Genomic DNA, 24493 nt, shown 5'->3' on the forward strand with positions numbered 1-24493 from the left:
ATGAGTATTTGCATCAGCAGCGATCGATCCAAACTCGATCTCACCATCATTCACAATTTTCTGCAAACTGCTTACTGGTCAGAAAAGATCGCGATCGACCCGGAACTGTATTTGCAAGTGAGTTTTTCGCAATAAAAAATCCTGCTCGATCGAGCAGGATTTTCACAGAACTAGCGGTTGAGTTTATTCGTCATCGTCGTCGATGTCATCTTCAAAGTCGTCATCGTCGTCAATGATCGGTGAGAAGCCGTCATCATCGTCGCTGGGTGCGTCGCTCGCGCCAAACCCGAAAGTGGGGCGGGCAGCTTCGCCGTTGCCGTCGCGAGTGCCGCCGATCATTTCGTTGGCGAACACATCGAAGCCACCTTCAAAGTCGTAAGAGCGAGCGGTGCGATCGTCCAAGACAACATCCTTGAGGTCGTCGTCTTCGAGGTAGCCATTGTCGTAGCCAAGTTCGGCTTCGGCGTTCATGCTGTCTTCGTAGGCGTTGAAGCCCGTTCCAGCCGGAATCAGACGACCGATGATCACGTTTTCCTTCAGGCCGCGCAGCCAGTCGGACTTGCCTTCGATCGCCGCCTCGGTCAAAACGCGAGTGGTTTCCTGGAACGAAGCCGCCGAGATGAAGCTGTCGGTATTCAGCGAGGCTTTCGTGATCCCCAGCAGAACCGGAGTGTATTCGGCAGGTGCGCCTCCGGTAATCGACATCGTGCTGTTCACCTGTTCGATCTGGTTGAGATCCACCAGTTCTCCCGGCAGCATCGTGGTGTCGCCACCGTCGTCAATCCGCGCTTTCGAGGTCATCTGCCGCACGATCACTTCGATGTGCTTGTCAGAAATATCGATGCCCTGCGATTGATAAACCGACTGCACCTCGTTCACCAAGAAGGTTTGCACCTTTTCCAAGCTGATCTGTGCGGCTTCGTGGATGCCCAAGCTTTCGCGGTGCAGCTTGAAGAAGATCTCCAGAATTTCGTGCGGATTGGCCGGACCATCGGTGAGCGGTTCTGCCGCGCCGACTTCTTGCCCGTCCAGCACCAGCACGTTTTGCGTGGGACCCAGCGGATATTCGGTGACGACGCCATCAGCTTCGATCACTTTGATTTCGACCGAATCGTCATCGCCGTACACGACTTGCGCCGTCCCCGGACGCTCCGAGAGGATGCAAGCTTCTTTCGGCTTGCGGGCTTCGAGCAGTTCTTCGATCCGAGGAAGACCCTGAATGATGTCTCCCGTTTTGGTACGCTCGAACACCAGCAGAACGAGGTTGTCGCCCCGTTGGACAAGGTCGCCATCGTCAATGTGCAGCACGGCTCCGGCTGAAACGCGGTAAGGACGCGCCGTCCGCAGCGTGATCTTACCGTCGCCCGCCTGCGTCACCTGACCGGAATCGGGCGCGACGATGCCAGGGGCAACTTCGGCTCCGGCTACGAGCAGATCGCCTTTTTTCGCCGTTGAGGTTTTGCCTGCCAGGTCAATTTCGAGGCGATCGTCCTGCCGCACCACGAGCAAACGCCGCACCAGTTCATTCCCTTCACGAATGCCGCGAATTTCCCCGGCTTCTTTGCAGAGAATTTCCGTTCGCGCCACGACTGCACCCGGAGCAATCTGATCGCCATCCTTAACCAGAATGCGCGTATTTGTGCTGCCCTGGGTTTGATCGGCAGAAACATCGCGGCGGATGACGAGCGATTCGAGAATCACAAGCTGAAGCCGCATCACTTCCGGATCGGTTTCGTCAGGAATCAATTCGATGTCAGCCGCAAGCTGCGCGTCCTGATCGATTTCCAGAACCAGTTGCGTCCTGAGCAGTTCCAGCCCTTCAACGGACTTGACGCGATCGCCATCCTTATACGGAATCCGCTGAATGGCGCGGAGGCGAATCGATCGACCCGACTCTTCCGCCGTCGATTCTTGACTCGGAACTGAGGGTTCATCGGGGACGGTGAACTCGGTCACGGGTCGCAGCAAGAGGGCGGGACCTTCCGGCGATTCGACATATTCGATGTAGCGAATTTCGTCGATCGTCAGTCCGGGCATCACTTCCTGACCGGGATTTGCCAGTGTTCCGTCTTTGGACAGAACGGCTTCCGGGTTATCGGCCAGGTGCAGTTCACCGGGCTTGATCACGATTTCGCGCAGAATGTCGTTTTTCTGAGTGACTTCAACCACGCCGCTGCTTTGACAGAAGATGTCTTTGACCACTTCCGTTCCGGCTTCGACAAACTGACCGTCTTCCACCATGAGCAGCGAAATGTCTTTGTTGACTTCGTGGGCTTCTTCGGGAATCCACAGCAAAGTGCCGCCCTTGGTGACTTCATAGCCCTGCTTGGCTTTGCCCTTTTTGCCGACTTCCACACCAGAGTATTTGATGATGCCGCCTGTGCTGGTGCGGTAGCGATCGTCAATCAGTTCCGCAACGACCTGGTTATTCGTCACCTTGGTTCCGGGCGTGGCGATCAGCGAAAAGCGCTGGTTGTGCTGCGTTTCGATCAAATAGAGTTCGCGACCCTGGAAGCTTTCGGCATGAACGCGGGCATCGTCGAGCAGCACGGAAGCCGTAATGATTTCGACTTCGCGGCTGCCTTTGCCTTCGTCTTCCTGCGGGATCCGCACCACGCCGCCGTTTTCCGTCACGAGCTTGGTTTCCGCGAGGATGCTGTTGACCTCGACGACATCGCCGTTTTTAACGACGGGTTCGGCTCCGGGCGGCAGGTTGTAGACTTCACCCGCCAAGATCCAGATCAAGCCGCCGCGCTGGGCGATTCGGGTCGTGTTGCCCTGACGGTCTTTCTTTTCTTCCGGCACAACATCCGCGAACATGACTTCGCCTGCCAGGTCGGAAGCTACGTCCATCGTGGCGCGTTCCGTCACTTTGCGGACGCGGCTCGCAGCAGGCATTTCCACGAGCATTTGGCCGAGCTTGACGCGATCGCCATCGCGCACAAACAAAATTGATCCCGGTGGAATGTTAAAGGTTTCCTTACCCTTTTCGCCTTCCAAAAATAGATCGACGGGCGACTCCATGATCAAAGCGTCTTCGCCGTGCCGAGTCCGGAATGCCCGCGTTCTCACCCGCGATTTCGACAGCTTGACGCTGCCCGCGAATGGCGCACGAACTTGAGGAGTCACATCGCCTGTGAACGTGCCTCCGGTGTGGAACGTCCGCATGGTTAGCTGCGTTCCGGGTTCCCCGATCGACTGCGCGGCAATGATCCCGACCGCTTCACCCAAATCCACCTTCGAGGCGTGTGCCAAGCTCCAGCCGTAGCAGGCTTGACACACCGATCGCGTGGCGTTGCAGGTGAGGGGCGATCGCACGATCACTTCTTCGACTTTGGCCTTGCCGATCAGTTGCGCCACATCGTCCGAGATCGGTTCGTTGCGGGCAATGATCAGTTCGCCCGTTTCCGGATGCAGCACATCCTTAGCGGGAACGCGACCCAACAAGCGATCTTTGAGCGGAATCAAAACGCGCTCACCGTCGGTCATGGCGCGAGCCGGAATGCCGCGTTCGGTTTGGCAGTCGAGTTCGCGGATGATCACGTCTTGCGACACGTCTACCAGTCGGCGGGTCAGGTAGCCGGAGTCCGCCGTTCTGAGGGCGGTATCAACCAGACCCTTACGTGCGCCGTAAGACGAAATGATGTACTCGGTGACGGTCAGACCTTCGCGGAAGTTGGTTTTAATCGGCAAGTCGATGATTTCGCCTTGCGGATTTGCCATCAGGCCGCGCATTCCGACAAGCTGCCGCACCTGCGAGATGTTTCCCCGTGCGCCGGAAAAGGCCATCATGTAGACGGAGTTGAGCGGGTCGCTGGATTTGAAGTTGCGAACCACTTCGTCTTTGAGTTCTTCGCTGGTATCGTTCCAGGTGTCGATCACCTTTTGGAAGCGTTCGACTTCCGTGATGTCGCCGCGAATGTAGCGCGTTTCAGTTTCACGAATTTGTTCTTCAGCCGCTTCCAGCAGTTCGCGCTTGCTCGGTGGAACGACCAGATCGTCAACGCTGATCGACACTCCGGCCTTGGTTGCGTACCGGAAGCCGAGATCCTTGAGTTCGTCAGCCATCGTTGCCGTCCGCGCTGTGCCGTAGTGCGTGAACGCCCAGGCGATCAAGCGGCGCAATTGGCCTTTGTCCACCACTCGGTTGCGAAAAATTGCTTGTTCTGGCTGTTGATTTTGTTCTGCCATTATGCTGCTTCTTTGAGTAAATCAATGGTTGGCTGTCGGGTGTTGGCATCTGCCAACAAGCCCGACCCTCGATCGCCCGTTAGCTCACAAGCGCGTTCATGATCGTTTTGTTGTAGATGATGCGCCCCGGTGTGGTGCGGACATACTGCGAGATGATGTTCCCCTCGGCATCTTCGCGGACGCGGCGGGATGCGTAGGTTTTCGTCACGATGCCATCATCGCTGCGCTGCTCTTCGATCGGCTCTTGATCCGATCCGTCAGATTCGACCTTGCCGTCAAACCGCACCCAGACGTAAGCGTGCAGATCGACCAATCCCTGCTCGTAAGCGATGATCGCGTCATCCAAATTCGCAAAGTAGCGTCCGGCTCCAAGTGTGGCGTTGGGATTTTCGGCTGTCAGGTAGTAGCAGCCCAACACCATGTCTTGGCTCGGCGTCACGATCGGACGACCCGTTGCCGGAGACAAGATGTTGTTAGACGCCAGCATCAACAGTCGCGCCTCGGCCTGCGATTCCAGCGACAAGGGGACGTGAACGGCCATTTGGTCGCCGTCAAAGTCCGCGTTAAAAGCGGGACAGACCAAGGGATGAATCTGAATGGCGCGACCGTCTACCAAAATCGGCTCGAACGCTTGAATGCCCAAACGGTGCAGCGTGGGAGCGCGGTTGAGCATGACGGGGTGGCCTTCGATCACTTCTTGCAGCACGTCCCACACCTGCGGATCGTTGCGCTGAATTAGCTTCTTGGCGGCTTTGATGTTGTTGACCAAGCCCAGACGGATCAAGCGATGGATGACGAAGGGTTGGAACAGTTCGATCGCCATTTCGCGCGGCAAACCGCACTGGTGGATTTTGAGTTTGGGACCGACCACGATGACCGATCGCCCAGAGTAGTCCACGCGCTTACCCAGCAGGTTTTGCCGGAAGCGGCCTTGCTTACCCTCAATGATGTCGGAGAGCGACTTGAGCGGGCGATTGTTCGCGCCTACCACTGTCCGACCGCGCCGCCCGTTGTCGATCAAAGCGTCAACCGCTTCTTGCAGCATCCGCTTTTCGTTGCGGACGATGATTTCCGGTGCAAGGATTTCTTGCAGACGGGCAAGACGGTTGTTGCGGTTGATGACGCGACGGTATAGATCGTTCAGGTCAGACGTGGCAAAGCGGCCACCATCTAGCTGCACCATCGGACGCAGATCCGGCGGGATGACGGGGATCACAGACAGCACCATCCAGTCCGGCTGTGACTGCGTAGCGATGAAGTTGTCGATCACGCGCAGACGCTTGATCAGCTTGGCTCGCTTTTGGCCTTTGGAAGCGGCGATTTCTTCGCGAAGCTGTTCGGCTTCCGTTTCGAGATTCAGATCTTGCAGCAATCGCTGAAGTGCTTCCGCGCCGATGCCGACTTCCACTCCGGTAAGCTGCGAATCTTCGCTGTAAAGCTGATCCTCAATTTCGATCCACTGATCTTCAGTCAGCAGTTGCTTGTAGCTGAGGTTGTCCGCATTGCCGGGATTGAGGACGACATAGGCGTTGAAGTAGACGATCTGTTCAACATCGCGCAATGGCATATCGAGCAGAATCGCCATGTAGCTCGGAATCCCTTTGAGATACCAAACATGGGCGACCGGAGCGGCCAGCTTGATGTAGCCCATGCGGTGACGGCGGACTCTGGACTCGGTGACTTCCACGCCGCAGCGTTCGCAGACGATGCCTCTGTGTCGGACGCGCTTGTATTTGCCGCAGTGACATTCCCAGTCTTTGGCGGGGCCAAAGATGCGCTCGCAAAATAGCCCGTCCATTTCCGGCTTCAATGTCCGGTAGTTAATCGTTTCGGGCTTGGTGACTTCGCCGACCACCATGCCGTTTGGTAAGGTGCGTTCGCCCCAGACGCGAATCCGCTCTGGCGAGGCCAAACCGATCTTTACATAGTCAAACCGCTGTTCTAGCTTCGGCATTGATTCCTTCCCTTTGAATATGTAGCGGTACTAGACGATCGTTCGCGGTTGGCCGAATCGAGCTAACCGCGAACAAATTAGAGGGTGCGAGTGGCGTTACTCGTCGTCGCTATCCATGTCGCCGCTCGTAATCGATTCATACGTCGGGCGCGACGGGGTGCGTCGGTTGCCCACATCGGCCATCAAATCGACTTCGGTATCGCGGCTGGTTCCGTCTTCTTTGGTTTCGAGCTTGTGCGCGGCGATGTCAAGGCACAACGATTGCAATTCGCGCATCAGCACCTTGAACGATTCGGGCGTTCCCGGTCGGGGGATCGCCTTGCCCTTGACGATCGCATTGAGCGCCTCGTTGCGTCCCTGCATATCGTCAGACTTCACCGTCAGCAATTCTTGCAGCGTGTAGGCTGCGCCGAAGGCTTCCAACGCCCAGACTTCCATTTCGCCGAAGCGCTGTCCGCCTTGCTGCGCCTTACCGCCCAAAGGTTGCTGCGTGACGAGCGAGTAGGGACCCGTCGATCGCGCGTGGATCTTGTCGTCAACTAGGTGGACGAGCTTGAGCATGTAGGCTTTGCCGATCGTGACAGGGCGATCGAACGGTTCACCCGTGCGGCCATCATAGACCTGAATCTTGCCCGGATTCTGCTGATTGAACACCCAGTTCTTGCTGGTCGTTTCGCGGGCGTAGTCGAGCTTGCCGTGAACGGTTTCGCGAGACGATTCGCTGCCGTACATTTCATCGAACGGAATCATCTTGAAGCGGGCGTCAAGCTGTTCGCCTGCCCAGCCGAGCAGACACTCAAACACCTGACCGACGTTCATCCGCGAAGGCACACCCAGCGGATTCAGAACGATATCAACGGGCGAGCCATCGGGCAGGTAGGGCATATCTTCGGGCGGCAGAATGCGCGAGATGATGCCTTTGTTGCCGTGCCGTCCGGCCATCTTGTCGCCGACCTGGATCTTGCGCTTTTGAGCCACATAGACGCGGACGACCATATTGGCTCCGGGCGGCAGTTCGTCGCCTTGCTCGCGGGTGAAGACGCGCACATCCACGACGCGACCTTTTTCACCGTTGGGAACGCGCAAGGAGTTGTCGCGCACGTCACGGGCTTTTTCACCGAAGATTGCTCTGAGCAGTTTTTCTTCCGGTGGCTGATCCGATTCACCCTTCGGTGTCACTTTGCCGACGAGGATATCGCCCGATTCGACCCAGGCTCCAATCCGAATAATTCCGGTTTCGTCTAGCTGACGCAGCGAATCTTCGCCAACGTTGGGAATTTCCCGCGTGATTTCTTCAGGTCCCAGCTTAGTTTGACGCGCTTCCAGGTCGTACTTCTCGATGTGAATTGAGGTGTAAACGTCGTCAATGACGAGCCGTTCGCTGATCAAAATCGCGTCTTCGTAGTTGTAGCCTTCCCAGGGCATGTACGCGACGGTGACGTTTTGACCGAGGGCAATTTCGCCGCCCTCAGTGGCCGAACCGTCTGCGAGGATCTGTCCGGCAATGACGCGATCGCCCACAAACACGATCGGACGCTGGTTGAGGCAGGTGTCTTGGTTCGATCGCTGATACTTTTGCAGCGTGTGCGAGATTTCCTTGCCCTGATCGTTGCGGACGCGAATCGTGTTGGCATCCACATAGGTGACTTCGCCATCCGTTCGGCTGACGATCACCATGCCGGAGTCTCGCGCCGCCTGTGCTTCCAGACCCGTGCCGACGAGCGGACGTTCGGGATGCAACAAGGGAACGGCCTGCCGCTGCATGTTCGATCCCATCAAAGCGCGGTTGGCGTCGTCATGTTCGATGAAGGGAATCAGCGACGTGGCGACTGAGATAATCTGCACGGGTGAAACCGCCACATAGTCTACTTCAGACGGACTTGCGGTTGTGAAGTCTTGACGGTAGCGGACAGCCACCGATTCTCCGATGATGTAGCCGTTTTCGTCCGTAGCGCAGTCACCCGCCGCCACGCGCAGATCGTCTTCTTCATCTGCCGTCATGTAGATTGGGGCGGTGTCTTTGAGGACGCGGCCATTTTCGACCTTAAAGTACGGCGTTTCGATGAAGCCGTAGGCGTTGACGCGAGCGTGGGTTGCCAGCGAACCAATCAGGCCAGCGTTGGGACCTTCTGGGGTTTCGATCGGGCAGATCCGGCCATAGTGAGACGGGTGAATGTCGCGCACGGCAAAGCCAGCCCGTTCCCGCGTCAGACCACCGGGGCCAAGAGCGCTGAGACGACGCTTGTGCGTCAGCTCCGCTAGCGGGTTCGTCTGATCCATGAACTGCGATAGCTGCGAGGAGCCGAAGAATTCCTTAATCGCGGCGACGAGCGGCTTCGGGTTGACGAGCGAAGCGGGCGTGAGCGAATCAGCATCCGAAACGGTCATGCGTTCGCGGATAATTCGCTCTAGGCGGTTGAGTCCTACGCGGACTTGGTTTTGCAGCAGTTCACCGACCGATCGCACCCGTCGATTTCCCAAGTGATCGATATCGTCAATTTGACCGATATCGAATTCCAGGTTGATCAGATAGTCCACAGCCGCCAGAATGTCTTGAGCGGTGAGGACGCGAGTGGTTTCCGGGACGTTGAGGCGCAGCTTCTTGTTGAGCTTGTAGCGGCCTACTTTGCCCAGGTCGTAGCGCTTGGGATCAAAAAAGCGCGATTCGAGCAGTTGCGTTCCGCCCGTCACGGTCGGAGGTTCGCCCGGACGCAGCTTGCGATAAAGCTCTAGCAGGGCTTCTTCTTCGCTGAACTGGCCTTCTTTTTCGATCGTCTTTTGAAAATATTCGGGGTGACGCAGCGCATCAAAAATTTCCGCATCGCTCAAACCCAATGCCTTGAGAAGGACTTGGGCGGAGAGCTTGCGGGTTTTGTCGATCCGAACCCAGACCAAATCGTTTTTGTCAGTTTCAAACTTCAGCCATGCGCCCCGGTTGGGGATCAAGCTGGCGTTGTAGGTGCGGCGACCGTTTTTGTCCGTTTCCGACTTGTAGTAGACGCCGGGACTGCGAACGATTTGGTTGACGATGACGCGCTCGGCTCCGTTGATGATGAACGTGCCGCGATCGGTCATCAAGGGCAAATCCCCAATGAACACTTCTTGCTCTTTGATTTCGCCCGTTTCTTTATTGATCAGGCGAGTCGGGACGTGCATCTGCACGGCGTAAGTGCTGTCTCGACGTTTCGCTTCGTCTACGCCATACTTGGGTCGTCTGAGTTTATAGTCTTTCCCGATAAAGTGGAGTTCAAGCTTGCCAGTGTAGTCTGTGATGGGGGAGAAGCTGTCTAGCTCCTCGATCAAGCCTTCTTCCAAAAACCAGCGGAAGCTCGCCCGCTGAATTTCGACTAGATCTGGCAGAGTGAAAACGGGTGCGGTTTGAGTTAGATTAGTCATGCGTCTCCTCAGACGAGTCACGCTCCGGGGGGCAAGCCCCAGATTTTACAGTGCTAGCGCTAAAGATGTCAATGCGAATTCAGACCTTACGATGCAAGGACTGATGAAAAAGAATATTTAGTTCGAGATGGCGGGGGACTTCAGTTGAGCAGGCTCCTGAGCTAAACAAATTGTTGCAATGTGCGCGGATCGAGCAGAATCAGAACGGAGTGATGTTCAGTGAAAGATGACTTTGCAATCGATGCTGACTTGCCCGTCGCCCCCTCAAGGCATTGACCCAGCATCCTAGCCAACTTCCACATACCCGCCAACCGCATACCTTCCTTAACATTATGGCGCAGAATTTGCAATCTGTGCACTGACGGAAACTTTCTCAGGCAATTTCTGGAAGGCCAAATAGCTGCCGAGCGTTTGCCGTCGTTTGAGTCGCGATCGCCTCCACGTCTACGCCTCTTAACCGCGCTAGCTGCTCCGCCACATGAATCACGTTAGCAGGCTGGTTGCGCCGCTCTTTGCGCTTGGGGACGGGCGAAAGAAACGGGCAGTCGGTTTCGATCAAAAGTCGATCGTCCGGCACCAGCTTGGCCGATTCCTGCACCTCGATCGCATTTTTGAACGTCACGATGCCGCTAAAGCTGATGTAGAAGCCGCGATCGAGAAACCAGCAAGTCTCCTCAGGTGTGCCGCTCCAGCAGTGCATCACGCCTTTTGAGTCGGGTCGATCGCGCAGCATCTCAATTGCAGTTTGGGCAGCATCGCGGCAGTGAACGATCACGGGCAGATTTAACTGCTGGGCGATCGCAAGCTGAGCGGCAAAAGCGTTCTGCTGGTCAGCTTGATTTTCAGCCTTGAAGAAATCCAGTCCGGTTTCACCGATCGCAACGACCTTGGGATCAGACTGCGCCAAAGCCAAAATTTCTGCTGCCGTTGCGTCCGTCCACTGACCCACATCCAGCGGATGCAGCCCGACCGCAAAGTACAGTTCGGCAAATCGGCGCGACAGCGCTTGAATTTGAGCAAATTCAGGCGGTGTCACGCAGGAATGCACAAGCTGAACCACACCCGTATCGCGCCAAGACTGGGCGATCGCGTCGAGGTCAAGTTGGAAATCTGGGAAGTTGAGGTGGACGTGCGTATCAATGAGCTGCATTCGATCGACTAGGAAGCAGTCGTGGTTTGGGCTTCGTGCCGCTTGAGCGCTTTGGCAAGACGCGACTTTTTGCGAGCGCCATTGTTGGCGTGCAGAACTCCGGTTTTCACGGCCTTGTCAATTTTGCTGTAGGCCGCTGCCATGCGGGTTTGCACGTTCTGGCTGGCTTCGGGCGTCGGGTTGGCGGCATATTCGCTGACGGCGGCGAAGTAGTTCTTCATCAGCGTTTTGACAGCCGATTTTTGAGATTTGTTGCGGAGACGGTTGCGCTCTGCGATTTTTGCACGCTTCTGTGCGGACTTGATGTTTGCCACAGCGGGTTCTAGAGAAAAAGAGTTTTCAGCAGCTATTCATTCTAGCGAACGATCGCAAGAAAGCGCTAGACCGATCGAGTAGTTCACGCGATCGCGTCCCAGGAAGCGGTTTAATTGAAGCGAACCATCTTTTCCTGCGCCGAGAGAGGAAAATCACAAGCGCGAAGGCTTCTAACATGAGCGATCGAACTACAAAATTTTGGCTGATCCCAGAATTTCATAACTTGGAATTGTTTCGAGCCAAAGCCATTCACTATCACTATGCTCGGCATTCCCATTCGAGCTATTCGATCGGCGTGATTGAAGCAGGAGTCGGAGGAAACAATTACCAGGGCACAACTTATTTAGCACCCCCACAAAGCATTGTCTTGATGAATCCAGACGAGGTACATACAGGCTTTTCGGCTGAAGAAATGCCGCTCACCTATCGAATGCTCTATCCCAGTGTTGAATTGATTGAGCAAATTGCGATCGAGCTTCAAATCAAACGTTTGCCTTATTTCACCAGCGCAGTTGTGCAAAACTTTAGCGCCGCAGATTTTATCGCTTCATGCCGCGCTGGGGCAGTCGATCGAACCAATTGAGCAGCAATCTCGACTGATTGAAGTTTTCTCTGCAATTTTGCTGCACTATGCAGATGTTGAAATTCGATCAATTCAGTCAAATCAGGAACACAATGCAGTTCGTTTAGTGAAAGAGTATCTTCATGACAACTTTAGCTCTAATGTTTCACTAGACCAGCTTGCAGAGATTACGAGGCTCGATCGCTCCTACTTAACTCGCATCTTTCGACAGGCGGTTGGAATGCCACCATATACCTATCTCAATCAAATTCGAGTTGAGAAGGCGAAGCAGTTTTTGCAGCAGGGAATGGCGGTTGCGGAGGTGGCGATCGCAGTTGGCATGTCCGATCAAAGCCATCTCACTCGCCACTTCAAACGAATTTTCGGCATCACGCCAGGACACTATCGCACGATGTCAATATCGTCCAAGACAAACTTGCCTTAGTTTTTGGATACTTCAGGCCATCGCTTTTGAGGCGCAAGCAATGATCTCAACCGAAAATCGATCGAATTTGCAAGATTACTATTTGGCGCAAATCAACATTGCTTTGATGAAAGCGCCGCTGGAAGATCCAATCATGGCTGAATTTGCGAATGCGCTAGATGAGGTGAATGCAGTTGCCGATCGCAGTCCGGGTTTTGTTTGGCGCTTGCAAACTTCAGCAGGAAATGCAACCGAAATTCGCGCTTATTCTGATCCAAAGATGCTGGTGAATTTGTCGGTTTGGCAGAGCGTTGAGCAGCTAAAAGCTTATGTCTATCAAACGCTGCACGGTGAATTTTTTGTGCGGCGGCGGCAATGGTTTGAGAAATATCCGGGTGAACATTTTGTAATGTGGTGGATTCCGGCTGGCAAGCTGCCAACAGTGGAAGAGGCGAAAGCCAAACTCGAACATTTAACGCAATATGGCGGTTCGCCTGAAGCATTTACGTTTGCCAAACCGTTTCCACCAAATCGCTCCTGAAAAATTCGCGAATGGTGCGATCGCATCCGACAATACCCGACAATATTGTGATGCAGCATCTTCAAACAGACGTTCTCGTTGTCGGTGGCGGCGCAGGCGGCACGGCAGCAGCGATTCAGGCGGCACGACGCGGCGCACAAACCATTTTGGTAAGCGAATTCGAGTGGCTGGGCGGCATGTTGACAGCCGCAGGCGTCAGCGCACCGGATGGCAACGAACTCGCCGCTTTGCAAACGGGAATCTGGGGCACTTTTTTGCGTGAACTCAACCGCCGTCAGCCTGGAGGACTCGATCACGCCTGGGTGAGCTTTTTCACGTATGAGCCGCGTGTTGGAGCGGAGATTTTTGCCGACTGGGTGCGATCGCTCCCCAACCTCCACTGGATTGCCAATCAGGTTCCGCTGGAGGTGAGGCGATCGAGCGCTCGAATTACCGGAGTGCGCTTTGGCGAATATTCGATCGAGGCGCAAATCGTTCTCGACGGCACGGAACTGGGGGATTTGCTGGCCTTAGCCGAAATTCCCCACCGCTGGAGTTGGGAATGGCAGTCGGAGACAAACGAACCGAGTGCGCCCGCTGAGCCGAATGAACTAACGCAGCGCTATTCCGTTCAGTCGCCAACCTGGGTCGTTGTCCTGCAAGAATTTGACTCGAATGCATCAGAAATTCCGGCTTCGCCGTTGGATGGAAGCGATCGATTTACGCAGGCATGGCGAGGCTATTCGCCCGAAGCGTTCATCAACTACGGTCGTCTGCCGAACAATCGCTTCATGATCAACTGGCCGCAGTGCGGAAATGATTACGGCGAAACGATCGATCGCCTGCTCGACCCGATCGATCGGCTGGAGTTTCATCAGGAAGCTTGCTGGCACAGTCAGAATTTTGCGCGATTCATTCAAGCTGAATTCGGTCAGCAGTTCGGACTGGCAACTGACACCTTTCCGGCTGCAAAAATCGGCGGTGGCGCGTTTGCGCTGCATCCTTACTATCGCGAAAGTCGGCGGGTTCAGGGGCTTGTGACGGTGCGCGAACAAGAGATTCTTCCGGCATCCGGTGGACGAGTGGCGGCGTGGACGGAAGGGGCGATCGCAGTCGGCAACTACGCCAACGATCATCACTATCCCGGTTTTGAGCTGCCGCTTCAGCCCAAATCAATGCGCTGGGGTGGACGCTGGACAGGAACGCCGTTCGCGCTGCCTTATGGCTGTCTGGTTCCGGCCAGCACGGACGGGCTTTTAGTTTGCGAGAAGAATATTTCGGTGTCGCACATTGCCAATGGAGCGACGCGCCTCCAGCCGATCGTGCTGAACATCGGACAGGCGGCGGGCATGGCGGCGGCGCTGTGCATCGAGCAAAACTGTCAGCCGCGAGAGTTGAATGTGCGTTCAGACTCGCGTAGCGACTCGCTTCAGGCCGCTTTGCTGCAAGATGCGATCGCGCCTGCTGCCCTTACTCCTCTACTGAATTTGCCGCCTCAGCATCCCGACTGGCTGCGCTGGCAGCGTCATTATTTGGATGCGCCGGACGAATATTCGATCGATGGCAATTGCCCCGCCGCGCCGTTTTTGCCGCCTTCCACCGCTCCAATTGTTGAAGGTGAATTTGAGCCGCAAGGCGAGCAAGATTATCGCCTAATTTTGCCTGATAAAACCGTGCTGCAAGTGGTGACGCTGCAAGCCGAAATCGATCGCCAGCTTCAAACTTTGGCAGCGGGGCGAGTGCGACTGCAAGGGCGAGTGAACCGATCGGGAAATTGGCTGCTGGTTGAGCAAATGGATAGCTAATTTGCTTAGTCAACTAGCCATTGAGCCATCAGGTAAATTAAAAATACAAACCACAGTCCCCAAAACAAACAGAACCCAACGATCGACCAGACAATCACTTCGGAAATAATCCGCTTGAGGCGAATGCGTGGCTGAAAAATATCAATCAGCGGGTGATGACCGAGCCAGTTTGCGATGCCAAGCAGCGTCACGTTTGTTGCAAGCAAAGCCGCTAAAATCCCTGCACCAAAAATCCAATTGCTTTCAGTCACACCGGGCAGCACGATCGATCCCGCATTCGCGCTATTCGGCACAAAACTTCGATCGCGCAAAGGTGAAACGAGATGAACAAAAACGCCGCAAGCGATCGTAGAAATCAGAATGATTTTTAAGCTGATTCGGGCAAAATATCGAACTTGAGACAGTTTGTCGGGTGGACGGCTGATCATCGATCGAAAACCTCTTTCACTCAGTTCATTTTGCTCAAATCGAACAATCAGCAACAGTAAATCCAAAACTTAATTCTTGTTCTACCGCAATTTGTTTTACCGCAGTTTGCTCTACTGCAATTGAGTCATAGAAACACCGAGCCTTGAGGGGCACGGTGATATCATGCCCCTCCGAAACTCGATCGCTAGACCAATAGAAATGCGGGTTGTTTGACTAAACTGCGCTGGCAACCGGAGCAGGTTCGTAGAGATATTCAAACCAGTTGCCTTCAGAGTCGCGACCGTAGAACGAAGCTGTTCCGTCGCGATGTTCGTGCAAATCCGTGATGTGAACGCCTTCGGCCTTGAGTTTTTCGTAGGCGCGATCGACTTCGGCGCGATCGTCAAACACAAATCCGAAATGTGGCCCCGCCTGCTTGTAGCTCGGACTAAGCAGCGCGAGTCCATCTTCTCCGGCTTTGAGATACGCCCAATCTGCGTCTTTCCAAACCAGCTTCATTCCCAGATTTTGGTAGAACTCCGCAGCGCGATCGATATCCTGCACACACACCGCAACATGCCCAATTCGTTTCAAGTTCATCTTGCCTCCAGCTACGTGTAATTTTTACAAATTGCTACAGATTCATTCTATTACGGCGGTTTAGGGCACTAAGAATCTAGGTTGAAGCTTGGTTTTCTCCTCCACAATCCTTCTTCCGACAGATGATTTTCGACTTTGCAAATTTACCCTACTGGATTTTGCTCGGCAGCGGCGTTCTGCTGTACCTGTTCGTCATTTTTTCCGGCGGCGGCGGCGACGATGCCGATCTCGATGTGGATGCAGACGTGGATGCTGATGCTGATGTGGATGCAGACGGCGATTTTTCGATCGCTTCCACGCTCGGCTGGCTCGGCATCGGCAAAGCACCACTTGTCCTTCTGCTTGCCACTGACTTGAGCTTGTGGGGACTGTTCGGATGGATGCTCAACGTGACGGTCGGGACGCCGTCTAACTGGTTGGCGGGCGTGGTGATGGGCGTTGCGGGGGCGGGCGCGATCGCCGCAGGCAGCTTGCTCGCTCAGCCGATCGGTCAGGTGTTTGCTTCGTTTGGCGAAGATGTGGGTGGCGATCGACTCGTCGGCTGCATCGGTACGGTCAGCACCGCCCGCATTCCGCTCGTCGGAGAAGGCAAAGTCGGACAGGTGGACGTGCTTGATCCGGCTCGCAATCTCGTTACGGTCAATGCGGTTTTACCGGAATGGGCGATCGCCATGCCCCAGCGCGGCGACAAGGTGATCGTGATCGAGCGCGCTGCCCAAAGCTACATCGTCATCACTCGCGACAGTCCGGATCAAGACCGCTGGCTATCTCGCAATTCTTAATTCACCCTTCTTTGGCAGGTCATTCCTATGCTGTTTTGGCTTACCTTCATTCAATCGTTGCCGATCGCTTCCACATCGCAATTCACCGAGACGAATTTCACGCAGTCCACACAATCAACTCAAGAATCTGCGCCTCCCGTCACGACTCAGGCAGGCGCGATCGGTGGTTTGACCGTGTTTCCTGTTCTGATTGGAACGCTGGTTTTGTTGTTGCTGCTTAGCGTCTGGGCATACACGCGAGTCTACGTGATCACACCGAACAACGAAGCATTTGTACGGACGGGCGGCGTGTTTGTGAAGCGCAAAACCGTGATTTTGAACGGTGGCTGTGTGGTTTTACCTGGATTTCATGAACTGACGCGAGTGCCGTTGCGAGAAATTTCGATCGACGTTGAGCGGACGGGAAAACTCGCCGTCCGCACCCAAGATTATCTGCGTGCCGATATGCGCGTCACATTCTACGTTTGCATTAGCGCGTCAGAGGAAGATGTGTTGACAGCAGCAGCACGACTTTCTCAGAACGGCAAAATTACGCCTGATGACATCAAAAACGCTTTAGAAAAACGCGCTGATGATGCGATTCGAGCGGCAGCAAAAACGAAAAGCTTGGCCGAAATTGACTCGGATAAACTCGGTTTTGCTCAGGAAGTTTTGAATCTGGTACAGCAAGATCTGGGCAAAGTTGGATTGACGTTGAACAACATTGCAATCTCCGAAATTCAAGAAAGCGACACCTACGACACCAACAATTTCTTTGATGCCCAAGGTGTGCGACTGCGGACTGAAACAATTCAGCGATCGATTCAGCAAAAGCGCGAAGTTGAACTGAGTACGCAAGTCGCGATCGAACAAAAAGAACTTGATGCCCAAAAGCGATCGCTGCAAATTGAACAGGAAAAACAAACCGCAAGGCTAGAGCAAAACTTTCAGGTTGAGGCGTTGAAAGCGCAGCGCGATCGCGAAATTCAAGAAGCGAAAGAACGCGAAAGTGCTGCTACGCAGCGCACCAAAATTTTGCAGCAAAAATCCGTTGAGGAAGAAGAAATTCGCCGTCAGTTGGGCATTCGCCAAAGCCAAATCGATGCAGATATTGAACTGGAAGAGCGCAATAAACTTTTGAAAGTTGCCAAAGCTGTGCAGCAGCAAGAAGCCGAAGTTGCCGAAATTGCTCGCCAGCGCACGATCGATTCCAATACGTTCGACGCGCAAGTGCAAATCGCAGAATCAGAACGACTGGCAAAACTGGCGCAGGAAGATGTCGCGATCGCGATCGCCAACAAACGCCGCGAAAGCTTTCAGGCCGAAGCTCAACGCGCCAAAGCGGAAGCTTCGGTGAAAACGGCGACTGAGGTGGAAGTTGCAGAGCGCAATCGCTAACTGGCTACGATCGCCGCTCAGCGCGAAGCCGAGCAGCGTCGCATTGCCGATCAAAACGTTGTTGAAATCGATGTCTTCCGCCGTCGTCGTCAAGCTGAGATCGCCCGCCAAGCCGCTGAACTCGAAGCTGAAGCTATCCGCACCTTGGCCGCAGCAAATCGCGACAAAGCACTGGCGGAAGCCGAAGGCATTCAGGCGCAGCTTGATGCCCGCAACGTCATCAGTACGCCGAATCTGACCGCAGACGTGATCGGGCAAATCTGGCCGGAACTAGCCGAGCGCCTCCCCGAAATCGTTCAGGCGCTCGCTCCGCAACCGGGCGTTTTAGGCGATGCTCGCATCTACGCTTTTCCGGGTGCAAACGGTAATGGTAATGGCGTTTCAGATGTGAATAAACTGCTGCTGTCAACCAGTGGTTTATCGCTGATTAATACGCTGCTGGAAGATGGCAAATTGGGAACGGCGATCGCGCAAGTCAAACAGCTTTTGCAACCGCCGTCCGCTGATTCTTCGATCGCAGTTGTGCCAGAAACTCAGCCACCTTTAGAAGATTGAGGCTGCAAACAAGGGCATCTGCAACAGATGCCCTCATTCGCTTAGGGGTTATTTTCATGAACACAAACGATCGCATCTTTAACTGCAATTTCAGCTACAAATGTCCGAAACTTTGGGAGGCTTTAGAAGCAACTGACGAACCGGATCAGCGCTTTTGTCACAGTTGCAATCGTCGTGTGCATTTCATTCGCACCAAAGCGGATTTAGAACAAGCATATGCTGACAATCTTTGCGTCGCGTTGACAACCATTGCACCCAAGCAAGACCGAGTGTTGCTGATGGGAATAGTGGCGCGACCTCAACCTTCAGCGGAAAGGGAATGATTCGCGACAAGGCAGAAATCGGACTGTCACAAAATTGTCATATTTTCACTTCACAATAGAAGTGTAGAAACTGGTGCAACCCTCACATGCTTTATCCTGCTTCGCTGTCTCGAACTGTGGCTCAAGCTTCGTTGTGGATGGGTGCGATCGCAGGCAGTCTGTTCACCCTCTCCTTTCATCCCGTCTCGGCCACGCCAGAAACTCAATCGTCTATTCATCAATCTGCTGAAGTGAATCGCGAGGCAGTCCTGGCGATCGCACTCGGCGGCAGTGCGGCGATCGGCATTGGCCTCAGTGCGGCGGTGAATCGCAATGGCAACCGCAAACCGTCAGCCCAGCCCGATCGATTTGCGGCTGTGAGCTTCGATCGCGTCAGTCGGCCTTTGCAGCAAAAGCTGGTTCGCGCTCTGCATGGCGATCGCCCCGCTGCTCAACGTCTGTTCACACAGGCGTCGTTCAAGACTCCCGGTAAATCTTCGGACTGGTACGCCGAGAAAGTGATTTACGATTTGGAGCGCGATCGCGGCAAATAACTTAAGCGTGCTGAGCAATCCAGCCTTGTAAAATCGGGTTGACCTGTTCCGGGCGTTCGTCTTGCGGACAGTGACCCGCGCCCGAAATTTCGATGAACTCTTCAACACAGGGGAATCGAGCGAAGTTGCGACCGAGGGCGATCGGTTCCCAAGGATCTTCGGTTCCCCAGAGTAAAAGAGCCGGACAGGGCAACACTTCCAGCAAATCTTCGGGCAGTGGCCCTTGCGAGTAGCGCGTGAAGGCAAGAAATACGTCAGCGGCTCCGGGATCTTCAGCAGCGGCCATCAGCAAATCCACGAGTTCGTCTGTAACGGCTTCGGGATGTGCGTAAGCCTTCATCAAAATTTTGCGAACCGTATTGCGCTTGGCAATTTGACGAAAGAAAGTGTGACCGATCGCCCGTACCGACAAAATTCGCTGCAACAGCGGCGCACCGATGCGCTTAAACCAAGGTTGCGTAGCGCGATGGCGATCGTGCAGCAGTCTCAGCGAGCAGTTCAACATCGCCACAGCCCGCACCAAGTCGGGATGATCGACAGCGGTTTGCATCGCCACAATGCAGCCGACCGAGTTGCCCACGAGAAAGACTTGATCCTGCACGACTTCACGGCAAAAATCCGCCACCTGTGCGCCCCAAGTCTCGAAGGTGTAGGCCATTTCGCGATCGGGTTCGGGCTTGGCAGACGCGCCAAAACCGATTAGATCGATCGCAAACACGCGACAGTTTTCCGCCAAAACCGGAATATTCTTGCGCCAGTGTCCCCAAGATGCGCCAAAGCCGTGAATCAAAACGACAGCCGCGCCCGTTTCGCCTGCGGACTGATAGGCGATCGGATAGCCGCGCCAGTTCCAGGTTTTTGCTGTTGCCTGTTGAGAAATCATGCCGCTCGATCGAGATACAAATCTTTACTTCATTGTAAAACGCGATCGCTGGGGCAGAATTCAAGGCAGCGAATTTAGCCGAAACGACCGCTGACGTAATCTTGCGTTGCGGTTTGCTTGGGATTGTTGAAAATTTCCTGGGTCGGAGCAAATTCAACCAGGTAGCCAAACTTCGCGCCATGATCGCCCGCTTCCGCATTGTAAAAAGCGGTCATGTCTGAGGCGCGAGCGGCCTGCTGCATGTTGTGCGTCACGATCACGATCGTATATTGCTGCTTGAGTTCGTGAATGAGTTCTTCGACGCGCAACGTTGAGATTGGGTCGAGGGCAGAGCAAGGTTCGTCCATCAGCAGAACTTCCGGTTCGATCGCCAACGCCCGCGCAATGCAAAGCCGCTGCTGCTGTCCACCCGAAAGGGCGAGGCCGCTTTGCTTGAGCTTGTCTTTCACTTCGTCCCAGATGGCCGCTTGACGGAGCGATCGCTCCACAAGCTCATCCATATTGCCTCGGTAGCCGTTGATTCTGGCTCCAAAGGCGATATTTTCGTAGATCGATTTGGGGAACGGGTTCGGCTTTTGGAACACCATGCCGACGCGCCGCCGCACCTCGACCGGATCAACGCGCTTGTCGTACAAATCCACATCGTTGAACGTGATGCGGCCTTTGACCTGACAGCTTGGAATCAAATCGTTCATCCGGTTGAAGCAGCGCAGGACGGTTGATTTGCCGCATCCCGACGGACCAATGAACGCCGTCACCTGATTGGTGGGAATGTCGAGGTTGACATGCCGCACCGCCTCAAACGAACCGTAGAAGACCGACAGGTTTTCGACATTGAAAACCGTCATATCTCGTTGCGTCGCCGTCGAAGAATTCGTTTGCATAACTGGTTTTGGGGTTTAACTGCTACTAAAGATCGTAGTCGAAAGCAGAGGTGAGCATGAGAGGCATCTACCGATCGACAGAGTTCTAGCGTCTGCCTGCGCCCTGGAAGCGGTTGCGGAGATAGACGGCGATCGAATTCATGGTCAGCAAAACGACCATCAGGACGATGATTCCGGCTGCGGCATTGGCGTGAAAGTCCGCTTGCGGGCGTGATGTCCAGTTGAAGATCAAGATCGGCAAGGCGGTAAATTGTGATTGCAATCCATCCGGCAGGAAGGTCACAAAGGTCAATGCCCCGATCACGATTAGGGTTGCGGTGTCTCCGATCGCTCGCGACAGCGCCAAAATTGTGCCTGTCAAAATGCCCGGAAGGGCGAGCGGCAAAATATGTTCGCGCACCGTTTGCCATTTGGTTGCGCCCAAGGCGAATCCGGCTTGTCGGAGGCTGTCGGGCACGGCTCTGAGCGCTTCTCGCGTTGCCACGATGATCACGGGCAAAACGAGCAAAGCCAGCGTCAAACCACCCGCCAAAACGCTGCGGCCTCCGGTGATCGGCTGCATCAGGCGGACAAACACCTGAAGGCCAAGCAGACCGTAGATCAGTGAGGGAACCGCAGCCAAATTGTTGATGTTGACTTCGATCGCTTGAGTCAGCCAGGATTTTCTCGATGCAAATTCTTCTAGATAGATGCCTGCTCCCACGCCGACTGGAAACGCCACCGCCGTTGTGATCAGCAGCAGCCAGATCGTTCCGGCCAAGGCAGACAGCGCTCCGGCGCGTTCGGCACGGCGCGAAGGATAGCTAGTGAGAAACTGCCAGTTCAAGCGCGGCAGTCCGTCCGACAACACATCAAACAGCAGCAGCGCCAGTACCAGCAGTCCGGTCAGCGTCGCCGCTAAACAGGCAATCTGAAAAATCCGATCGAGCCGATAGCGCTGTTGAATCGAAGCTTGAAAGCGGCCAGCAGCAGGTGAACTTCGCTCTAGGCGAGCATTGGGGTCGATCGGAGTCATTATTCGTACTTCTCCTGGAAGCGACGGACAAACCAGAAGCTAAACAGATTTAGCACCAGCGTAATCAAAAACAGCGTTGTGCCAACGGCAAACAGCGTGTCATACTTCAGCGAACCTGTGGGCACGTCGCCGCCCGCCACCTGTGCGATAAACGAAGTCATCGTCATGATCGACACGCGCGGATCAAGCGTCAGGCGCGGATTTTGTCCGGCGGCCAAGGTCACGATCATCGTTTCACCGACCGCTCGCGACATCGCCAGAATGAACGAGGCGACAATCCCAGAGAGTGCAGCCGGAACGACGACACTGGTAATCGTTTCGCGCTTGGTGGTTCCCAGCGCGTAAGATCCTTGCCGCAAACTGCTCGGCACGGCATAGATCGCATCTTCGCTCAACGAGGCAACAGTGGGCAAAATTGCAAAGCCCATGATTACACCCGCGCTGAGGCCGTTGAAGCTCTCTAAGCCCGGAATGAAATTTTTCAAAATTGGCGTCACAAACAGCAGCGCAAAATAGCCGAACACCACAGTCGGAACGCCCGCCAGCACTTCCAGCGCAGGCTTGAGCCAGCTCCGAACTTTCGGAGAAGCGTATTCGCTCATGTAGATGGCGGCGAGCAGACCCAGCGGTAGCGCGACGAGCAGGGCGATCGCCGTCGTCAAAAATGTCGCACCAATCAATACAAAAATGCCATATTGCGGATCAGCAAACAGCGGTGTCCACTGGCGATCGGTGAGGAAGCGCCAAACCGGAACCTGACTAAAAAATCGAATCGTCTCAAAAATCAGCGTCAGAATGATGCCCAGCGTAGTCAAAACCGAGACGAGTGCGAAAAAGCCAAAGATCAGCTTGATCGCCTGTTCGCTCAGCTTGCTGGCAGAACGATTCGGTTGCCACCGAGCTTCATCCGCATGATTAGAAGGAAGCGTTTGTGCCATAAACTCATTTCACCGAGGCGACAGGGGGGAACAGGGGCAGGCCAATCGCGAACAACTGGCCTGCATCAAACGGTCAGGCGGCGATCGCCAGAACCAGCCTCAACCTAAAGCAGTTCTTCGATGTTTGCGCCTTCTTCAATGCCTTCCTTGAAGATGGTTCCGGTTGTGCCTGCATCCAGACGTGCTTTGGCTTTTGTCACGATCGCATCCGACAAGGGCACATAGCCTGCTTCTTCAACCAAGCCCTTGTTGGCTGCATCCAGATAGAAATCCATAAACGCTTTCACTTCCGGACGCTCCAGCGCTTGCTTGCTGACGTAAACAAACAAGGGGCGTGTCAGCGGTCGATAAGTACCGTCCAGCACGGTTTCCGGGGTGGGAGCGACACACTGACCGTTGCCGCTGTCAATTTGAACCGACTTGATGCGATCGCGGTTTTCGGAATAGAAGGCGTAACCAAAGTAACCCAGGGCGTTGCGGTTGCCCGCGACACCCTGCACGAGGACATTATCATCTTCGCTGGCCGTGTAGTCGCCTCGGCTTGCGCCTTCTTCGCCGTTGATCACATCCGTGAAGTAGTCAAACGTACCGGAGTCGGTTCCGGGTCCAAACAGGGCGAGCGGCGCATCGGGAAAGCCATCGCGAACTTGGCTCCAGTTGGAGATTTGGCCTTGGGCGCTCGGCTGCCAAATTGTCTTCAGTTCTTCAACCGTCAAGCATTCTGCCCAGTCGTTTTCGGGGTTGACCACGACCGAAAGCGCGTCAAACGCAACGGGCACTTCGACAAATTCAACGCCCTTTTGCTGACAGGCGGCAATTTCGTCCGCTTCGATTGGGCGCGAGGCGTTAGAAACTTGCGTTTCACCGTTGCAGAACTTCTCGAAGCCGCCGCCCGTTCCCGATGTTCCCACCGTGACTTGAACGCCAGAGTTGGCGGTTTGGAATTCTTCGGCCATTGCTTCGGTGACGGGGAAAACCGTACTCGATCCGTCGGCAGCGATCGATCCGCTCAGGTTGCTCGCCGCCGGAGCTTCGGTTGTCGTGCCACCGCCAGCGGCAGGGGATTCCGTCGTTGTGGTGTTGTTTCCGCCACCGCAGGCAATCAGGGAAAAAGTCAAAAAGGCCAAAATTGCTGCGCGAGTCAGCCGCTTGAAACGAAATTTGAACAGCATGAGATTATTGGGTGCGATACAAGTTGGCTAAACGCCTCACATGTTATCGCCCCCAAGTAAAGGAAAGGTTAAGTACACCTTGAATCTACCGAAAAGCAGTAGAAATTTTCAAGCTGATTTTTCGATGTCGCATTCAACACAATTGCTGGTCAAGTCAAGCGCGATCGCTTCCTCATCTCTCAAAACAACCAACCTCAACATCGATAAGCCCCTATCATTCACAACTGCACTTTTGGCTGAATAAAATAAGGGTAATTACTGAAGCGCATTTCTTTCCTATTTATGACTTACTACGTTATTTACGACGGCAACTGTAATCTCTGTAGCAATTTGGTTCAGGCACTGGAGCAAATCGATCGCGGCGATCGCTTCTCCTACATGCCCATGCAGGACACAGCAGAACTGGCAAAATTCAACATCACGCCCGAAGATTGCGAACTTGGCGTCATCTTGATCAATGCCGAAAATCCGTCGCAGCGCTGGCAGGGAGCAGTGGCCTCTGAAGAGATTGCTCAACTGTTGCCGATCGCGGCTCCGATCGTTTCCGCCTATCGCGCCATTCCCGGATTGAAAGCAGTGGGCGATCGCGTCTATGAACAGGTGCGCGACAATCGCTATGCGCTGTTTGGCAAGCGCGAAACGACCTATCGATCGAGCTATCCAGCTTGCACAGAGGGCTGTACGCCCTTTCCCGCTGAATAGTTTG

23 protein-coding genes are annotated in these 24493 nt (G+C 54.6%); 11 read left to right on the forward strand and 12 right to left on the reverse strand.

All coding sequences use genetic code 11. From position 1 onward, the window contains the following. A complete protein-coding gene (locus H6F67_RS28235; protein WP_277874625.1) occupies positions 1-135 on the forward strand; it encodes a hypothetical protein in 135 nt (44 codons plus the stop codon). Between the two features lie 48 nt (positions 136-183). On the opposite strand, the gene H6F67_RS23520 is transcribed toward H6F67_RS28235, so the two are convergent. The 5 genes from H6F67_RS23520 to rpsT all read right to left on the reverse strand — a co-directional run bounded on the left by H6F67_RS23520 (position 184) and on the right by rpsT (position 11005). Then, a complete protein-coding gene (locus H6F67_RS23520) occupies positions 184-4191 on the reverse strand; it encodes a DNA-directed RNA polymerase subunit beta' (protein ID WP_190769076.1) in 4008 nt (1335 codons plus the stop codon). Between the two features lie 79 nt (positions 4192-4270). Continuing rightward, a complete protein-coding gene (locus tag H6F67_RS28240; protein WP_190769077.1) occupies positions 4271-6145 on the reverse strand; it encodes a DNA-directed RNA polymerase subunit gamma in 1875 nt (624 codons plus the stop codon). Between the two features lie 96 nt (positions 6146-6241). Then, positions 6242-9541: a DNA-directed RNA polymerase subunit beta gene (gene rpoB / locus H6F67_RS23530; RefSeq protein WP_190769078.1), complete on the reverse strand. Its 3300-nt coding sequence runs from the start codon at positions 9539-9541 to the stop codon at positions 6242-6244. A 373-nt stretch (positions 9542-9914) separates the two neighbouring features. Further along, positions 9915-10691: a TatD family hydrolase gene (locus H6F67_RS23535; protein WP_190769079.1), complete on the reverse strand. Its 777-nt coding sequence runs from the start codon at positions 10689-10691 to the stop codon at positions 9915-9917. Positions 10692-10699: 8 nt separating this feature from the next. Continuing rightward, positions 10700-11005, reverse strand: coding sequence for a 30S ribosomal protein S20 (gene rpsT, locus H6F67_RS23540; protein ID WP_190769080.1), 306 nt, complete (start codon positions 11003-11005; stop codon positions 10700-10702). A gap of 176 nt (positions 11006-11181) precedes the next feature. On the opposite strand from rpsT, the gene H6F67_RS23545 reads away from it, so the two are divergent. From H6F67_RS23545 to H6F67_RS23560, 4 genes are read left to right on the forward strand one after another with little or no spacing between them, the layout of a single operon-like run. Next, a complete protein-coding gene (locus tag H6F67_RS23545; RefSeq protein ID WP_190769081.1) occupies positions 11182-11589 on the forward strand; it encodes an AraC family ligand binding domain-containing protein in 408 nt (135 codons plus the stop codon). After that, entirely contained in the window at positions 11519-12013 is a 495-nt protein-coding gene (locus H6F67_RS23550) for a helix-turn-helix domain-containing protein (RefSeq protein ID WP_190769082.1), read from the forward strand. Before H6F67_RS23545 ends, H6F67_RS23550 begins: the two co-directional genes overlap by 71 nt. Before the next feature lie 40 nt (positions 12014-12053). Next, positions 12054-12533, forward strand: coding sequence for a DUF3291 domain-containing protein (locus H6F67_RS23555; protein WP_199304595.1), 480 nt, complete (start codon positions 12054-12056; stop codon positions 12531-12533). Between the two features lie 11 nt (positions 12534-12544). Further along, positions 12545-14317 (forward strand): FAD-dependent oxidoreductase, encoded by a 1773-nt coding sequence (locus H6F67_RS23560; RefSeq protein WP_242020762.1) that lies wholly within the window; start codon positions 12545-12547, stop codon positions 14315-14317. A 5-nt stretch (positions 14318-14322) separates the two neighbouring features. Here H6F67_RS23560 and H6F67_RS23565 read toward each other — a convergent pair whose 3' ends face one another. Further along, the gene (locus tag H6F67_RS23565) at positions 14323-14745 is read right to left on the reverse strand and encodes a hypothetical protein (protein WP_206753933.1); all 423 of its coding nucleotides are present in this window, start codon (positions 14743-14745) and stop codon (positions 14323-14325) included. 214 nt (positions 14746-14959) lie between these two features. Continuing rightward, positions 14960-15325, reverse strand: coding sequence for a VOC family protein (locus H6F67_RS23570; protein WP_190769084.1), 366 nt, complete (start codon positions 15323-15325; stop codon positions 14960-14962). A gap of 122 nt (positions 15326-15447) precedes the next feature. Here H6F67_RS23570 and H6F67_RS23575 point away from each other — a divergent pair, with 122 nt between their 5' ends. From H6F67_RS23575 to H6F67_RS23590, 5 genes are all read left to right on the forward strand, one after another. Further along, positions 15448-16107 carry an OB-fold-containig protein gene (locus H6F67_RS23575; RefSeq protein ID WP_190769085.1) on the forward strand — a complete coding sequence of 220 codons (660 nt, stop codon included), beginning with the start codon at positions 15448-15450 and terminating at the stop codon, positions 16105-16107. A 27-nt stretch (positions 16108-16134) separates the two neighbouring features. Then, positions 16135-17484 carry an SPFH domain-containing protein gene (locus H6F67_RS23580; protein WP_313926938.1) on the forward strand — a complete coding sequence of 450 codons (1350 nt, stop codon included), beginning with the start codon at positions 16135-16137 and terminating at the stop codon, positions 17482-17484. Positions 17485-17583: 99 nt separating this feature from the next. After that, positions 17584-18039 (forward strand): flotillin domain-containing protein, encoded by a 456-nt coding sequence (locus tag H6F67_RS28400; RefSeq protein WP_313926973.1) that lies wholly within the window; start codon positions 17584-17586, stop codon positions 18037-18039. Positions 18040-18095: 56 nt separating this feature from the next. After that, a complete protein-coding gene (locus H6F67_RS23585; protein ID WP_190769086.1) occupies positions 18096-18362 on the forward strand; it encodes a hypothetical protein in 267 nt (88 codons plus the stop codon). Positions 18363-18478: 116 nt separating this feature from the next. Then, complete coding sequence (locus H6F67_RS23590; protein ID WP_206753934.1) at positions 18479-18895, forward strand: hypothetical protein; 417 nt, start codon at positions 18479-18481, stop codon at positions 18893-18895. Between the two features lies 1 nt (position 18896). Here H6F67_RS23590 and H6F67_RS23595 read toward each other — a convergent pair whose 3' ends face one another. From H6F67_RS23595 to H6F67_RS23615, 5 genes are all read right to left on the reverse strand, one after another. Then, positions 18897-19778, reverse strand: coding sequence for an alpha/beta fold hydrolase (locus tag H6F67_RS23595; protein ID WP_190769088.1), 882 nt, complete (start codon positions 19776-19778; stop codon positions 18897-18899). A gap of 74 nt (positions 19779-19852) precedes the next feature. Then, on the reverse strand, positions 19853-20662 hold the full coding sequence (gene pstB, locus H6F67_RS23600; protein WP_190769089.1) for a phosphate ABC transporter ATP-binding protein PstB: 810 nt from the start codon (positions 20660-20662) through the stop codon (positions 19853-19855). An 85-nt stretch (positions 20663-20747) separates the two neighbouring features. Beyond that, positions 20748-21677: a phosphate ABC transporter permease PstA gene (gene pstA / locus H6F67_RS23605; protein WP_190769090.1), complete on the reverse strand. Its 930-nt coding sequence runs from the start codon at positions 21675-21677 to the stop codon at positions 20748-20750. After that, positions 21677-22615, reverse strand: a complete 939-nt coding sequence (gene pstC / locus H6F67_RS23610; protein ID WP_190769091.1) for a phosphate ABC transporter permease subunit PstC — start codon at positions 22613-22615, stop codon at positions 21677-21679. Before pstC ends, pstA begins: the two co-directional genes overlap by 1 nt. A 104-nt stretch (positions 22616-22719) precedes the next feature. Next, the gene (locus tag H6F67_RS23615; protein WP_190769092.1) at positions 22720-23787 is read right to left on the reverse strand and encodes a PstS family phosphate ABC transporter substrate-binding protein; all 1068 of its coding nucleotides are present in this window, start codon (positions 23785-23787) and stop codon (positions 22720-22722) included. A gap of 282 nt (positions 23788-24069) precedes the next feature. On the opposite strand from H6F67_RS23615, the gene H6F67_RS23620 reads away from it, so the two are divergent. Next, positions 24070-24489, forward strand: a complete 420-nt coding sequence (locus H6F67_RS23620) for a thiol-disulfide oxidoreductase DCC family protein (protein WP_190769093.1) — start codon at positions 24070-24072, stop codon at positions 24487-24489. The last annotated feature ends 4 nt before the right edge of the window (positions 24490-24493 follow it).

The sequence above is a fragment of the Microcoleus sp. FACHB-1515 genome, assembly GCF_014696105.1.
Taxonomy (GTDB): Bacteria; Cyanobacteriota; Cyanobacteriia; order Elainellales; family Elainellaceae; genus JAAUTJ01.